The sequence below is a fragment of the Cellulomonas algicola genome (assembly GCF_003851725.1).
GTDB lineage: Bacteria > Actinomycetota > Actinomycetes > Actinomycetales > Cellulomonadaceae > Cellulomonas > Cellulomonas algicola.
In genome coordinates this window covers 1-14,408 of record NZ_BHYL01000169.1, presented here as the reverse complement: position 1 = coordinate 14,408, position 14,408 = coordinate 1, and the positions used below count along the sequence as shown (strand labels likewise).

10 protein-coding genes and 1 pseudogene are annotated in these 14,408 nt (G+C 76.6%); 7 read left to right on the top strand and 4 right to left on the bottom strand.

Annotation, left to right across the window (positions count from 1 at the left end; genetic code table 11):
* Positions 1-2,221 (top strand): UrvD/REP family ATP-dependent DNA helicase (locus CTKZ_RS11660; RefSeq protein WP_148090488.1); only part of this gene is annotated, 2,221 nt, incomplete at its 5' end.
* On the top strand, positions 2,218-5,904 hold the full coding sequence (locus CTKZ_RS11655) for an ATP-dependent helicase (RefSeq protein ID WP_124343100.1): 3,687 nt from the start codon (positions 2,218-2,220) through the stop codon (positions 5,902-5,904). The genes CTKZ_RS11660 and CTKZ_RS11655, both read left to right, overlap by 4 nt.
* Before the next feature lie 184 nt (positions 5,905-6,088).
* On the opposite strand, the gene CTKZ_RS11650 is transcribed toward CTKZ_RS11655, so the two are convergent.
* A complete protein-coding gene (locus tag CTKZ_RS11650; RefSeq protein ID WP_124343099.1) occupies positions 6,089-7,033 on the bottom strand; it encodes a phosphotransferase in 945 nt (314 codons plus the stop codon).
* A 248-nt stretch (positions 7,034-7,281) separates the two neighbouring features.
* Between CTKZ_RS11650 and nudC the strand changes: the two genes are divergently transcribed.
* Positions 7,282-8,442 carry an NAD(+) diphosphatase gene (gene nudC, locus CTKZ_RS11645; protein WP_124343098.1) on the top strand — a complete coding sequence of 387 codons (1,161 nt, stop codon included), beginning with the start codon at positions 7,282-7,284 and terminating at the stop codon, positions 8,440-8,442.
* An 86-nt stretch (positions 8,443-8,528) separates the two neighbouring features.
* On the opposite strand, the gene CTKZ_RS11640 is transcribed toward nudC, so the two are convergent.
* Positions 8,529-8,792, bottom strand: coding sequence for a mycoredoxin (locus tag CTKZ_RS11640; RefSeq protein ID WP_124343097.1), 264 nt, complete (start codon positions 8,790-8,792; stop codon positions 8,529-8,531).
* A gap of 210 nt (positions 8,793-9,002) precedes the next feature.
* Here CTKZ_RS11640 and CTKZ_RS11635 point away from each other — a divergent pair, with 210 nt between their 5' ends.
* The 3 genes from CTKZ_RS11635 (at position 9,003) to CTKZ_RS11625 (ending at position 12,025) form a co-directional block, all read left to right on the top strand.
* Positions 9,003-11,075 carry an ATP-dependent helicase gene (locus CTKZ_RS11635; RefSeq protein WP_124343096.1) on the top strand — a complete coding sequence of 691 codons (2,073 nt, stop codon included), beginning with the start codon at positions 9,003-9,005 and terminating at the stop codon, positions 11,073-11,075.
* A gap of 237 nt (positions 11,076-11,312) precedes the next feature.
* Positions 11,313-11,528, top strand: a complete 216-nt coding sequence (locus tag CTKZ_RS11630) for a hypothetical protein (protein ID WP_124343095.1) — start codon at positions 11,313-11,315, stop codon at positions 11,526-11,528.
* A gap of 146 nt (positions 11,529-11,674) precedes the next feature.
* A complete protein-coding gene (locus tag CTKZ_RS11625; RefSeq protein ID WP_124343094.1) occupies positions 11,675-12,025 on the top strand; it encodes a WhiB family transcriptional regulator in 351 nt (116 codons plus the stop codon).
* Between the two features lie 60 nt (positions 12,026-12,085).
* On the opposite strand, the gene CTKZ_RS11620 is transcribed toward CTKZ_RS11625, so the two are convergent.
* Positions 12,086-13,120: a ThiF family adenylyltransferase gene (locus CTKZ_RS11620; RefSeq protein WP_124343093.1), complete on the bottom strand. Its 1,035-nt coding sequence runs from the start codon at positions 13,118-13,120 to the stop codon at positions 12,086-12,088.
* A 168-nt stretch (positions 13,121-13,288) separates the two neighbouring features.
* Positions 13,289-13,447, bottom strand: coding sequence for a DUF5679 domain-containing protein (locus tag CTKZ_RS22020; RefSeq protein ID WP_124343092.1), 159 nt, complete (start codon positions 13,445-13,447; stop codon positions 13,289-13,291).
* 195 nt (positions 13,448-13,642) lie between these two features.
* On the opposite strand from CTKZ_RS22020, the pseudogene CTKZ_RS11610 reads away from it, so the two are divergent.
* Positions 13,643-14,224: pseudogene (locus CTKZ_RS11610) on the top strand (M48 metallopeptidase family protein); the annotation flags it as partial.
* Positions 14,225-14,408: the final 184 nt, after the last annotated feature.

The following is a 14,408-nucleotide window of genomic DNA, read 5'->3' as shown; positions in this document are numbered from 1 at the left end:
CGATCACGCGGCGCCCGCGCCCGAGGGTGACGCGCGTGCGACCCCGCGCGTCACGGCTCGGCCCGGCGCGCAGGCGCCGGTCGCCGACGCACGCGACCTGGGCCGCGGAGCGGGTGCCGTGCAGGCGGCCGTGCTGCCGAGCACCGCGCAGGAGGCCGCGTTCGTCGCCCACGCGCTGCGGACCGCCCACCTGGAGCACGGCGTCGGCTGGGACGAGATGGCGGTCGTCGCGCGGTCGGGTGCCCAGGTCACCGCGCTGCGCCGCGCGCTCGCGGGCGCGTCGGTCCCCGTCACCGTCGTGGGCAGCGACGTGCCGCTGCGCGAGGAGCCCGCCGTCCGGCCGCTGCTCGAGGCGGTGCGCGTCGTCGTGGGGGACGCCGAGCTCGACCCCGAGGCCGCGGCACGGCTCGCGTGCTCCCCGCTGGGCGGGCTCGACGCGGTCGGGTTGCGGCGCGTGCGTCGCGCCTTGCGTGCCGAGGAGCTCGGGTCCGGCGGGGGGCGCACGAGCGACGTGCTCCTGGTCGAGGCGCTCGAGGACCCCGCCCGCGTCGCCACGCTCCCGTCGTCGGTCGCCCGGCCCGTCGCCCGGCTCGCGGAGGTGCTGACCGCGGGACGTCGTGCGGCGGAGCAGCCGGACGCCGACGCGCAGACCGTGCTGTGGGCGCTCTGGCACGCGTCCGGGCTCGCCGAGCCGTGGCGACGGTCGGCGCTCGCGGGAGGTGTCGCGGGCGAGCGCGCGGACCGCGACCTCGACGCGGTGCTGGCGCTGTTCCGCGCGGCCGAGACGTTCGTCGACCGCATGCCGCGTGCGACGCCCGGCGCGTTCGCCGACTGGCTCGCCGCGCAGGACCTGCCGTCCGACTCGCTCGCGGCTGCGGCGCGCCGCCAGGCGGTGCCGGTCCTCACGCCCGCCGGCGCGGCGGGTCAGGAGTGGGACCTCGTCGTCGTCGCGGGCGTGCAGGACGGCGTCTGGCCCGACCTGCGGCTCCGCGACTCGCTGCTCGGCGCCCAGCGGCTCGTCGACCTCGTCGCGGGCCGCCAGGTGGACGGCACCGACGAGGGTGCCCGCGCGGCCGAGGCGCGCGCCGCGGTGCTCGCCGACGAGCTCCGGTCGTTCGCCGTCGCGTGCTCGCGCGCACGCTCGCGGCTCGTCGTGACGGCCGTCGCCGACGCCGACCAGCAGCCGTCGCCGTTCCTCGACCTCGTCGAGCCGTCCGACGGCGACGTGGACCACCGCCGGACCACGGTGCCCGCCGCCGCGGACCTCCGCGGGCTCGTCGCGGAGCTCCGCTCGCGCCTCGAGCAGGCCGTCGTCGACGGTGTCGAGCCCGACCCGGCGCTAGCGCGCACGCTCGCCCGGCTCGCGCGCGCGGGCGTCGCGGGCGCGGACCCCGCCGAGTGGCACGGGCTCGCCGAGCCGTCGAGCGACGCGGCCCTGTGGGGTCCGCAGGACCGCGTGCCGGTGTCCCCGTCCCGGCTCGAGGTCGCGCAGCGGTGCGCGCTGCGCTGGGCGCTCGAGGCCGCGGGCGGCACCGCCGCCGACTCGAGCGGTCAGACGCTCGGCACGCTCGTGCACGCGATCGCGCAGGAGCACCCGCGCGGGACGCGTGCCGAGCTCGCCGCGGAGCTCGACCGCCGCTGGTCGGAGCTCGGCCTCGGCGACGGGTGGCCCGCACGGGCGACCCGGAGGCGGGCGGAGGCGATGATCGACCGGCTCGCGGGGTACCTGCGCGACGCCGGCGCGCCGCTGCTCGTCGAGGGCGAGTTCACGCTGCGCACCGACCGGGCCGTCGTGCGCGGAACGGTCGACCGCGTCGAGCTCGACCCCGACCAGCCGGACGACGGCTCGACGGCGGTCCGCGTCGTCGACCTCAAGACGGGCGCGACCGTCCCGAGCAAGGCGAAGGCGGTCACCAACCCGCAGCTCGGCGCCTACCAGCTCGCGGTCGACGCGGGCGCGTTCGAGACCCTGCCGCCCGACGCCGCGAGCTCCGGGGCGCGGCTCGTCTACCTGGGCACGGGCGCGTCCGCGACGGAGCGCCACCAGGACGCCCTCGGCGGCGAGGGCGACGGACCGAGCTGGGCACGCGCGCTCGTCGACGAGGTCGCCGACAAGATGGCCGCCTCGACGTTCGTCGCCACGACGAACGACCTGTGCGACCGCTGCCCCGTGCGCCGCTCGTGCCCGGTGCGCCCCGAGGGCGGGCAGGTGGTCGCATGACGCTGCTGTCCGCCGCGCAGATCGCTGCCCTCGTCGGCCAGCCACCGCCCACGCCCGAGCAGGAGCGCGTCGTCGAGTCGCCGCTCGCGCCCGCGCTCGTCGTCGCCGGTGCCGGGTCGGGCAAGACGGAGACGATGGCCGCGCGCGTCGTGTGGCTGCTCGCGAACGGGCTCGTCGCACCCGAGCAGGTCCTCGGTCTGACCTTCACGCGCAAGGCCGCGGCCGAGCTCGCCGAGCGTGTCCGGCGACGGCTGCGCCGGCTCGCGCGCGCGGCCGCCGAGGAGGGCGTCGTGCTGCCCGGTGCGGCGGTCCTCGCGGGCGGCGACGGCGACGTGCTCGGGGGTCTCGTGCGGCCGACGGTCGCGACGTACAACGCGTACGCGTCGTCGCTCGTGAGCGACCACGCGCTGCGCCTGGGCCTCGACCCGTCGGCGCGACTGCTCGGCGAGGCCGCGCAGTGGCAGCTCGCGCACGAGGTCGTCGAGGCGTGGACGGGCGACGTCGACACGGACGCCGCGACGTCGACCGTCGTCGACGCCGTCCTGTCGCTGTCCGGCGCCCTCGACGAGCACCTGCTCACGCCCGCCGAGGCGCAGGCCGGGATCGCGGGCATCGTCGACGCGATCAACGCGACCCCCCACGGTCCCGGCAAGCGGACCGACCCCTACAGCGGTGTCACGGCCCTCGTGCGCCTGCTCGGCGAGCGGTCCCGCGTGCTCGACCTCGTCGCGACCTACCGCGACCGCAAGCGGGCCGCGGACGCGATCGACTTCGGCGACCAGGTCGCACTGGCGGCGAGGCTCGCGCTCGACGTGCCGGAGGTCGCGGCGGGCGAGCGTGCCCGCTTCCGCGTCGTGCTGCTCGACGAGTACCAGGACACGTCGTACGCGCAGCTCACGCTGCTCGCGGCGCTGTTCGGCGACGGCCACCCCGTGACGGCCGTCGGGGACCCGCACCAGTCGATCTACGGCTGGCGCGGCGCGAGCGCGGGCGGGCTCGAGGGGTTCCCGACGTCGTTCCCGGTGGTCGGTCCGGACGGGGACCGGCGGCCCGCCGACGTCCACTCGCTGTCGACGTCGTGGCGCAACGACCGGCGGATCCTCGACGCGGCGAACGTCGTCGCGGCACCGCTGCGCGCGTCGGCGTCCCGCGTCGACGTGCCCGTGCTCGCGGCGCGGCCCGGGGCCGGTGACGGGCGCGTGCACGCGCACGTGGCGGAGACCGTCGAGGACGAGGCACGCGCGATCGCGGAGTTCGTCAAGGCGCGCTGGCGGGCCGCGGCACCCGGCGTCGAGCGTGTGACGGCCGCCGTCCTGTGCCGCAAGCGCTCGCAGTTCCCGGTCGTGCAGCGCGCCCTGCGTGGCGCGGGTCTGCCCGTCGAGGTCGTCGGCCTCGGCGGCCTGCTCGCGACGCCGGAGGTCGTCGACCTGGTGGCCGCGCTGCAGGCCGCGCACGACCCGTCCCGCGGCGACGCCCTGATGCGCCTGCTCACGGGCGGCCGGACGCGGCTGGGTGCGGCCGACCTGCACGCGCTCGGCGCCTGGTCCGCCGAGCTCGCGGGACGTGCGGGCGGAGGCGGCCGGGCCGGTCGCGACCCCGGCGTGCAGGCCGACGTGGTCGACGAGCGCAGCATCGTCGACGCGCTCGACGAGCTGCCCAGGCCCGGCTGGCGCAGCGCCACCGGCCGTGAGCTCAGCGCCACCGCGCGCACCCGCCTCGCCGACCTCGCGCGGCTCCTCACCGCGCTCCGCTCGCACACCTACCTCGCGGTCCCCGAGCTCGTCGGCGAGGCCGAGCGGCTCCTGGGCCTCGACATCGAGGTCGCCGCGCGTGCCGGCGTGTCCCCGGGACGGGCGCGCGCCAACCTCGACGCGTTCCGCGACGTGGCCGTCGAGTTCGCGCGCACCGCGGACCACCCGACGCTCGGCGGCTTCCTCGCCTGGCTCGACGCGGCCGACTCCCGCGAGAGCGGCCTCGACATGCCCGTCGCGGAGCCCGACCCGGACGCCGTGCAGGTCATCACCGTGCACGCGGCCAAGGGCCTGGAGTGGGACGTCGTCGCCGTCGCGGGCCTGGTCGACGGCGTGCTCCCCGCCACCCGCACGCGCGGCAAGGACGGCCCCAAGGACTCCGCGTGGCTCACGGGCCTCGGCACGCTCCCGTACCCGCTGCGGGGCGACCGGCACGACCTGCCGGACTTCCCCTACGCGGGCGCCGAGCACCACAAGGACCTCGAGGAGCGTCGTCAGCGGTTCGTGCTCGACGCGGGTGCGCACCAGGTCGCGGAGGAACGCCGCCTCGCCTACGTCGCCCTGACCCGCGCGCGCACCGACCTCCTGCTCTCCGCCGCGTGGTGGGGCGACTCGAGCGGCGCGCGCGTGCTGTCGATCTTCCTCGAGGAGCTCGTGACCGCGGGCATCGTGACCGAGGACGGCTGGATGCCGCCGCCCGAGGCCGGCACGGGCAACCCGCGCGAGGACCAGGTCCTCAGCGCCGTCTGGCCCGCCGACCCGTTCGCCGTCGACGACGGTCCCGGCCGACGCCCCGCGGTCGCGGCGGCGGCCGCCCTGGTCCACGCGGCGCTCGCGGCCGCGTCGACCGAGGAGGACCGGGGCGCGGTCGGCGCTCGCGCGGTCGTCCCCGTCGACGAACCGGGCGGCATGCCGGTGCCGCGGGACGCCGCGGGCCAGCCAGTCCCGCAGGACGACACCTGCCAGCCAGTCCCGTCGGACCCCACGGGCCATCCGGTCCCGCGGGACGGAACGGCCGGGACGGCCGACGTCGTCACTGCCACGCCGCCGGACGCGGCGCGGTCACGGTGGGAGGACCTCGCGGACCGCCTGCTCGAGGAGCAGGAGCGCGCCCGACGACCCGACGGCGGGGTCGAGCTGCCTGCGCACCTCTCGGCGTCGTCGCTCGTCCGCCTGCACGCCGACCCGGCCGAGTTCGCGCGCGGCCTGCGCCGACCGGTGCCGCGCGAGCCGTCGCCGCAGGCCCGCCGCGGCACGCGGTTCCACGCGTGGGTCGAGGGCTGGTACGGCGCCGCCTCGCTGGTCGACGTCGACGCGCTGCCCGGCGCGGACGACGACTCGACGCCCGTGGACGTCGACGAGGAGGCGCTGCGCGTGTCGTTCCTGCGCACGCCGTGGGCCGACCGCTCGCCGCTCGCGATCGAGGTCGACGTCGAGACGAGCGTCGACGGGTACGTGCTGCGCTCGCGCATCGACGCGGTGTTCCCCGACCAGGAGCGGGCCGACGTCGAAGGCCGTGCGGTCGTCGTCGTCGACTGGAAGACGGGCGCGCCGCCGGCCGACCCGGACGCCCGCGCGTCGCGCGAGCTCCAGCTCGCGGTCTACCGGCTCGCGTGGTCGCGGTGGACCGGCACGCCGCTCGAGCTCGTCCGCGCCGCCTTCTGCTACGTCGGTACGGGGGAGACGGTCTACCCGCAGCGCCTGCTCGGCGAGGACGAGATCACGACGCTCCTGCGCCACGCGACGTCCGACGAGTCCGACGCACCCGCGCCGAGCCCGTCGGCCGACGCGCGCACGACCGCGGACCGCGACTGGCCGCAGAACGTGGACCGGGGAACATCGAACCCGAGCGGCACGGCGTCGCGACCACGTCCGGCGTCGGCCGAGGGCAGCTCGCGCTCGCGGAGCACGAGTCGGCCCCGCTCGACCTGAGCCCGGTCGACCGGGCGCTCGCGTCGACCGGAGCGACCCCGCGTCCCCCGCGTTCGACCTGCGCCACGCTGGGGCTCGACCGCGACCGCGCAGCTGAGGACGGGGCGGCGGCGGCCGACCACTGACGCTCCCTCAGGCTCGCGACCGGACCAGCGAGCCGTTGTTCGGCGAGCCGCGGCCGGCGTCAGGCGTACGACGCGGAGGACTCCACGTCGGCGAGGCGGGTGTGCTCGTCGAGGTCCTGGAGCATCGCGACGGCGTCCGCGACGACCTCGTCGTCGCCCGTCCGCACCCCGTAGAGAAGCCACCTCGCGAGCGCGAGCTCGCCCGCGAGGAACGCGCGGCGCTGGAGGTGCGGGTCGGTGAGCTCGGTGCGTCGCAGCTGGTAGGCCTCCATGACGGAGTCCGCGGCCTCGGGCGACGCGGCGACCAGGAGCCACGACAGGTCGTCTGCGGGGTCGGCCACGACGGTGTCGCCCCAGCCCAGGAGGCCGCTGACCTTGCCCTCGTGGACGAGCACGCGCTCGGCGGACAGGTCGCCGTGCACGACGGTCGGTCGGAACCGCCACATCGCGACGTCCTCGAGCTGCTCCTCCCAGCGTCGCAGCAGCGCCGGCGGGACCTTGCCGGTGCGGGCGGCCTCGTCGACCTCGGCCTGCCGGCGCTGGCGGTACTCGGTCGCCTCGTAGACGGGCAGGCCGACGCTCTCGACGAGGGACGTGGGCAGCTCGTGGAGAGCGGCGATCGCGCGGCCGAGGTCGGCCGCGAGCCCGGGACCGGGGCGGAGGGTGTCGACACGCAGGGGTGCGCCGGGGATCTCGGCGTGCACCGCGGCACGCCCACCCTCGGGCAGGTGCGCGAAGCCGACGGGCCGGGGGACGGCGAAGGGCAGCGCGCCGGACGTGGTGTGCTCGGCGAGGCCCTCGAGCAGGTGGACCTCGGCCTCGAGCGCGGCGCCGGCGGCGGCGCTGGACGGCGCGCGCACGACCCAGCGGCGGCGCTGCGCGTCGATCACGACGGCGACGTCGTAGTCCGTGCCGGGCTGCGCGGGCCGTCGCACGTCGTACGCGTCGAGGCCGGGGACGGCGACCGTCGCCAGCGCGGCGAGAGCGAGGGGTGAGCGAGGCACGTCGACCAGGGTAGGTCGCAGGTCGGGCGCTTCCCGGTCGCGCCACGGCGTGTCGGTCCCATTCGTCCGACTGCGTGACGCGCCGGACGTCACGTCGTCGGCGCGTTGTTCGTGCCCGAGTGCCGGCGGGGGGCCGTGCCCGCGGGGCCGGTGGGTGCGGTGCGGGCGGGACGTGGCGGCGTGCGGACGGCGCACGCCCGGCGGTGGACGACGGGCAGCGGGCGCGTGCCGACGCGTACGGTGGCGGCGTGATCGTCGACGAGCTGCCCCTGTCCCGTGCTGTCGTGGACCGGGCGGCCGAGCACCGGCGTGACGGGCTCGCGGGGGCGCTCACGGCGTCGTCGACCCGCGTGATCCTGGTCGACGACGGCAGCGTGCTGACGGACGACGCCGGCGACCTGCTCCTGCTGACCCCGGACGACGCGCGGGCCCTCGTCGCGGCGCCCGGCGCCGCCGTGGACGACGCACGCACGACGGCCTCGCCCGACGGGCACGTCGGCGGGACGTCGACGCGTCCGGGGGTGGCCGGGTCCACGAACGGGCAGCGGAGCATCCCGACGGCCCCGGACGACGCCGTGACGTCGACGTCGACGCCCGATGGTGCCGACGTCGACGGGCTGTGGCTCCTCCTGGGACGCGACGACGACGGTGCTGCGTACCTGGCGCGCCGGGTGCTCGGCCGACGCCCGGCACCCGCGACGGGCTCGCCGGCCGACGTGCTGGTGTACCCGGCCGCGGCCGGGAGGGACACGTCCGGCGGCCCGACGACCCCGCTCCCGTCGGGCGCCCGGTGGTCGTCGCTGCGGGTCGTCGGCGCGACGTTGTCGGCCCGCGACGCCGGGCTCGCGACGGCGGCGGTCGCGCTCGACGCGTGGCACGCCCGGCACCCGCGCTGCCCGCGCTGCGGTGCGGTGACGGTCGCGACGCAGTCCGGCTGGGTGCGCGCGTGCACGGTCGACGGGTCGGAGCACTACCCCCGCACGGACCCGGCGGTGATCATGGCGGTCGTCGACGACCAGGACCGGCTGCTGCTGGGGCACGCGACCGCGTGGGCGGCGCACCGCTGGTCGACGCTGGCCGGGTTCGTCGAGCCGGGGGAGTCGCTCGAGAACGCGGTGCGCCGCGAGGTCCGGGAGGAGACGGGCGTCGTCGTCGACACCGTCGAGTACCGGGGGAGCCAGCCGTGGCCGTTCCCCGCGTCGCTCATGCTGGGCTTCCGCGCGCACGCACGGTCGACGGACGTGGCGGTGGACGGCGTCGAGCTCGAGGCCGCCGCGTGGTTCACCCGCGCGGAGCTGCGCGAGGCGGTGGCGTCGGGCGACGTGATCCCGCCGGGGCCGTCGTCGATCGCGCGCGCGCTCGTCGAGGACTGGTTCGGTGGTCGGCTCCCCGCGGGCCCGCCGTTCTGACCGACCGCGTCACGGGACCGCCCGCGAGGACGGACGACGACGGCGCCGCGCCGCGGGGGCGGCGGGCGCCGTGACGAGCGGACCGGTCAGACCTCGAGGCGCTCGCGGACCTGGACGAGCGACGGGTTGGTGAGCGCGCTGCCGTCGGGGAAGACGACGGTGGGCACGACGCGGTTGCCGCCGTTGACCGACTCGACGTACTGCGCGGCGGCGTCGTCCTGCTCGACGTCGACGACCGTGTAGCCGATGCCCGCGGAGTCGAGCTGCTTCTTCAGCCGGTGGCAGTACCCGCACCACGTGGTGGAGTACATCGTCACGGTGCCGGCCTGAGGCAGGGTCTCGGTGGTCATGGGTCCTCGTGGTGTCGACGGGCGGGGACCGGAGGGCCGGCCCCGACGGACGGGCGACGAGGAGCGCGCCTCGTCACGTGCTGCAACACGGTCGCACGGGCACGGCTTCCACGCCGCCGGTGTGGCGTGGACCACACGGACGGCTGACCTGCGACGACCCTGTTGACGCGCGCACGGGTGTGTCGGTCGGGGCTGCGACACTGGTCGACGATGTCCGCCGACGCCCTCCTCGACGCCCTCGACCCCGAGCAGCGGGCCGTCGCGACCGCGCTGCGCGGACCCGTGTGCGTCCTCGCCGGTGCGGGGACGGGCAAGACGCGCGCGATCACGCACCGCATCGCGTACGGCATCCGCACCGGCGTCTACCGCCCGGGCAACGTCCTCGCGGTGACGTTCACGGCGCGTGCCGCGGGGGAGATGCGGACGCGGCTGCGCGGCCTCGGCGCGTCGGGCGTGCAGGCGCGCACGTTCCACGCGGCGGCGCTGCGGCAGCTCGGCTTCTTCTGGCCGAAGGTCGTGGGCGGCGCGCCGCCGCGGATCCTCGACCAGAAGGCGCAGGTCGTCGCCGAGGCGGCGCGCCGCGTGGGCCTCTCGGTGGACCGGGTGAGCGTGCGCGACCTCTCCTCGGAGATCGAGTGGGCCAAGGTCTCGCTCGTCACGGCCGACGACTACGAGAAGGCGGTCGGTGCGATCGCCCGCCCGGCGCCGAGCGGCCAGGACCCGCAGGCCGTCGCCCGGCTCATGACGTCGTACGAGCAGGTCAAGACCGAGCGCGGCGTCATCGACTTCGAGGACGTCCTGCTGCTGCTGTCGGCGATGCTCGCGGAGCGCCGCGACGTCGCGGAGGAGATCCGCGAGCAGTACCGCTACTTCGTCGTCGACGAGTACCAGGACGTCAGCCCGCTGCAGCAGTTCCTGCTCGACCAGTGGCTCGGTGGTCGGCACGAGCTGTGCGTCGTCGGCGACCCGAGCCAGACCATCTACTCGTTCGCGGGCGCGACGCCGTACCACCTGACGACGTTCGCGACGACGCACCCGGGTGCGACGGTCGTGCGCCTGGTCCGCGACTACCGCTCGACGCCGCAGGTCGTGAGCCTGGCCAACCGCGTCATCGACGCGACCCGCCGCGCGGGCGGCCCGGCGCCTCTCGAGCTGCGGGCGCAGCGCCCGGACGGCCCCGAGGTGCGCTTCACGGCCTACGACGACGACGAGGCGGAGGCGACCGGTGTCGCGCACGCGATCGGCCGCCTGGTCCGCAGCGGCGTCCGCCCCAGCGAGGTCGCGGTGCTCTACCGCACGAACGCGCAGTCCGAGGCCTTCGAGGAGGCGCTCGCGACGGCCGGGATCGCCTACCAGGTCCGTGGCGGCGAGCGGTTCTTCGCGCGGCGCGACGTCCGCGACGCCCTCGTCCTGCTGCGTGGTGGCGCCCGCTCCGCCGACCCGACGGTCCCGATGCCCGAGACCGTGCGCGACATCCTGCGGACGGTCGGGTGGGCGGAGGAGCCGCCCGCCGCGCGGGGCGCCGCGCGCGAGCGCTGGGACGCGATGCACGCGCTGGTCGGCCTGGCCGACGAGCTCGCCGCGGCTGCCGCGGACGGCACGCGCACCACGTCGGACGGCCGGACGGGGGCGACCGGGTCCGCGACGCTGGCCGACCTCGTGGCCGAGCTCGACGAGCGCGCCGCCGCGCAGCACGCGCCGACGGTCGAGGGCGTCACGCTCGCGTCGCTGCACGCCGCCAAGGGCCTCGAGTGGGACGCGGTGTTCCTCACGGGTCTCAGCGAGGGGCTGCTCCCGACGTCCCTCGCCGAGTCGGCCGCGGCGGTCGCGGAGGAGCGACGCCTGCTGTACGTCGGCGTCACCCGCGCCCGCGAGCACCTGCACCTGTCGTACGCCCGCTCGCGACTTCCCGGCGGCCGGCCGAACCGCACGCGCTCCCGCTTCCTCGCCGACCTGTGGCCCGACGACCGCCGGCCCGCCCGGTCGACGTCCACCCGCCGCCCCGCCGCCGCGCTCGACCCGACCGCGGACGAGGACGACCCGCGTGCGCGCCGTGTCGTCGTCGAGCTGACCCGCTGGCGCGACGAGCACGCCCGGTCCGTCGGCGTCAGCCCGGCCCGTGTGCTCACGTCGGCGACCGTCGCGCTCATCGGGCTGCACCGGCCCCGCACGCGCGAGGAGCTCGGCCGCGTGCCGGGGGTCGGTGCCCAGACGCTCGCGACGCTCGGCGACGACGTCCTCGCGGTCGTCGCACGCGCCGCCGGGAGCCCCGCGCAGGGCTGACGGCGAGCGTACGAGCGGGCCGACGCACGTCCGCTCCGCAGCGCGGCGACGGGCGCCCGGGCGGGTCGACGGTGGGCGTGCGAGAGGGCTGAACGGGCGACCGTCGGAGATTCGTCGAAGACATGTCGTTTATTCGGTTGTCCCGCGTCACGACCCCGCCCTACTGTGATCCTCGTCCTTGAACGTGGGCTGCGCCGGAAGGCCAGAGCCCGGAGCCGGAAGGAGGTGGGAGTCGCGATGAACACCAACCTGATCGTCACCTCGAGCGTCGCTCAGGCGTGCGCACATGTCGCCGCGCCCACCGGCGCCGGCTTCGAGGGGCGTGGTGTGTCCATCTCCGGGATGACGGCCATCGAGGGCCGGTTCCAGGGGACGGGTGTCGACACCGAGCTCCTTCCGACGTGGCGCAAGCGCCCCACCACCGATCGCTACATCCGTCTCAGGACTCCTTAGGTCTGACCCACTGAGGTCGCCCAGGCCGCGGAGTCCGTACATCGGACCCGCGGCCTTCACATTTCCCCGATGACCCGGGGTGAACGTGTCGGTCCGGTCCGGACCACGAACGACACGCTCATCAGCGAGGACATCAGGAGGACATCGTGCGGCTCACGACGCTGCTCGACACCGTGAACCAGGGCGGATCTGGCGCCTGGCCTCCCACGGGCAGCACCGCGACCACCGACGACACCCAGTTCGACGCGCTCGTCGCCGACCTCATCCCGTGCCGCTCGCACGACCCGGAGCTGTGGTTCGCCGAGCAGACGGTGGTCGTGGAGCGCGCGAAGGCGCTGTGCCGGGAGTGCCCGCTCATGGAGGGCTGCCTCGCCGGCGCCATCGAGCGGGCCGAGCCCTGGGGCGTCTGGGGCGGTCAGGTCTTCATCGGCGGCGTGGTCGTCGCCACGAAGCGTGGCCGGGGACGCCCGCGGAAGAACCCGGCCCCCGCGGCCTGACCCGACGGTGGGGCGCACCCTGACGAGGTGGCGCCCCACCGCCCGACCTTCCGACGACCCTCAGGTCGTCGGCACCGGTACCCGTCCCACGACGGGCAGGGCGGTGCACCCGCAGTCCGGGTGCACCGCCCATTCGCGTACCCGGGGCAAGGCGTCGGGCAGGCCGAGCTCGTAGGTCGTCCCGGGGGTGGTGGGCCCGGCGGTGCCGTCGAGGAGCGTCAAGGCCCAGGCGGCGGCGAGCGACGCGGCGACCCCGGCGACGACGCCGACCTCGGGGCCGTCCGCACGACCGGGGGCGGTGACGAGCTGGGCGACGAGCGTCGGCCACACCGGGTCGACGTCGGTGCGGTGCAGGTCGAGGCACCGCAGGCACGGCCCGCGACCCGGGTCGACGAGCGGGCCGACGAGCGTGTCGCCCTCCCGCACGACGACCGACAGGTGGGGGACGCCTGAGCCGACGAGCAGCGTCGCGCGTGCCGGGTCGGCCGCACCGTGCTCGACCACGACCACCACGTCGGGGGTCGCCCGCCCGTCGACGTCGACCCGAGGCGCCGCGTCACGCAGGACGCGTGCGGCGACCACCCCACGACGCGACCCCACGTCGCCCCAGCGGTAGCCGCCGACGCCGACGTCGTTCGAGCGGACCGGCCGCTCGTCGTCGAGCAGGACGCGCCCCACCCCGGCGGCGGCGAGCGCGACGGCCACGCCGAGTCCCGTCGGGCCCAGACCGACCACGCCCGCGGTGCGCGTCGAACGGGCCCGGACCAGGGCCGTGCCGTCACCGTCGGGCAGCAGCAGCGACCACGCGGCGGCGTCGGCGGCTGCGGGACCGTCGAGCTGCCGGGTGTCGCCCGCGCGGGTCAGCCGCGCCTGCGAGAGGAGCGCCGACACGGGCGCGAGGTCAGCGCGTCCGGCAGGGCTCGCGGAGGACGTCCCCGGTGACGGCGACGTGCGGGCGGGATCGCCGAGCCCGACGACGGCGTCGGCCTCCGCCGGGGTCAGGTCCGTCAGGCGGACCGCCCACCGCGGGTCGGTGCCGACCTGCACCTCGGTGCTGCTGCGTCGCAGGACGCGCAGGCCAGGACGCAGACGCATGAGCTCCTCCTCGGACGGTCGCGCCACTGTGGCACCGACCGTCGCGCACCGGAGCACGTTGTCCACAGGCTCCCCGGCCGGGGACGACGAACGGCGCCGTCCGTCCGGACGGGCCCGGGAACACGAAGGGCGCCGTCCGACCGGACGGCGCCCTCTGCGCGGTGGTGCTCAGGCCTTGCCGAGGATGCGGTTGAGCTTGGTGCCGCACACCGGGCACGTGGCCTTCGCCATGCGTCGCCCGGAGTCCGACACGACGACCTCGCCCTCCGCCTCGCGCTTCTCCTTGCACTTCACGCAGTAGAACTCGCCTGCATAGGTGTCCGCCATCGGGTTCCCTCCCTCGGTCTCGAGCACCGGACCGAGGGACGGTGCCGGTGGCCGGCCGCGGTCCCGACGGGTGCGCCCGAGCGTCGTCCACAGTAGCGGCGCAGGACCTTCGCGACCGCGTGATCATGCGGAACACGCCGCGCGCGACCGGGTGAAGAGCGGGACGAGCACACCCGGGAGGGCTACCGTGCAGGTGTGCAGCCCACGGACGACCTGTCGCAGGTCGAGGTCCGCCGTTCGCGCCGGCGTGCGCGCACGGTGACGGCGTGGCGCGAGGGCGACAAGACGATCGTCGCGATCCCTGCCCGGTTCACGCGTGCGCAGGAGCTCGAGTGGGTCCGCCGGATGATGACGCGGCTCGCCGCGCAGGAGCGTCGCCGGCGTCCGTCGGACGAGGAGCTCGCGGCGCGCGCCGCCGACCTCTCCGCCCGCTACCTGGGCGGACGGGCCCGCCCGACGAGCGTCGCGTGGTCGAGCAACCAGGGCCGCCGGTGGGGGTCGTGCACCCCGAGCGACGGGACGATCCGGCTGTCCGACCGGCTGCGGGGCATGCCGCGGTGGGTCGTCGACTACGTGCTGCTGCACGAGCTCGCGCACCTCCTGCACGCGGGGCACGGCCCCGACTTCTGGGCGGAGCTCGACGCGTACCCGCGGACGCAGCGCGCGCGGGGGTTCCTCGAGGGCGTCGCGTACGCGAGCGACCGCGCGGGTGCCGACGGTCCGTCCGACGTCGACGGGGAGGCTCCCTCGGACGTGGACGACGCGGTCGACGACGACGCGGCCGCGCTGCAGGCGACCGACGTCGCCGTCGCGATCGAGCCCGGCGACGGTGCGGCCGAGCCGCGCGACGGCGCGGTGGCCCTGGACGGGGCGCCCGTCGGGGGCCGCACCGCGCCGAAGGCGCACGTCCGCCGCTGACGCCCCCGGACGTGCCGGCGCAGCCGCGTCCGCCGTCGAGGCG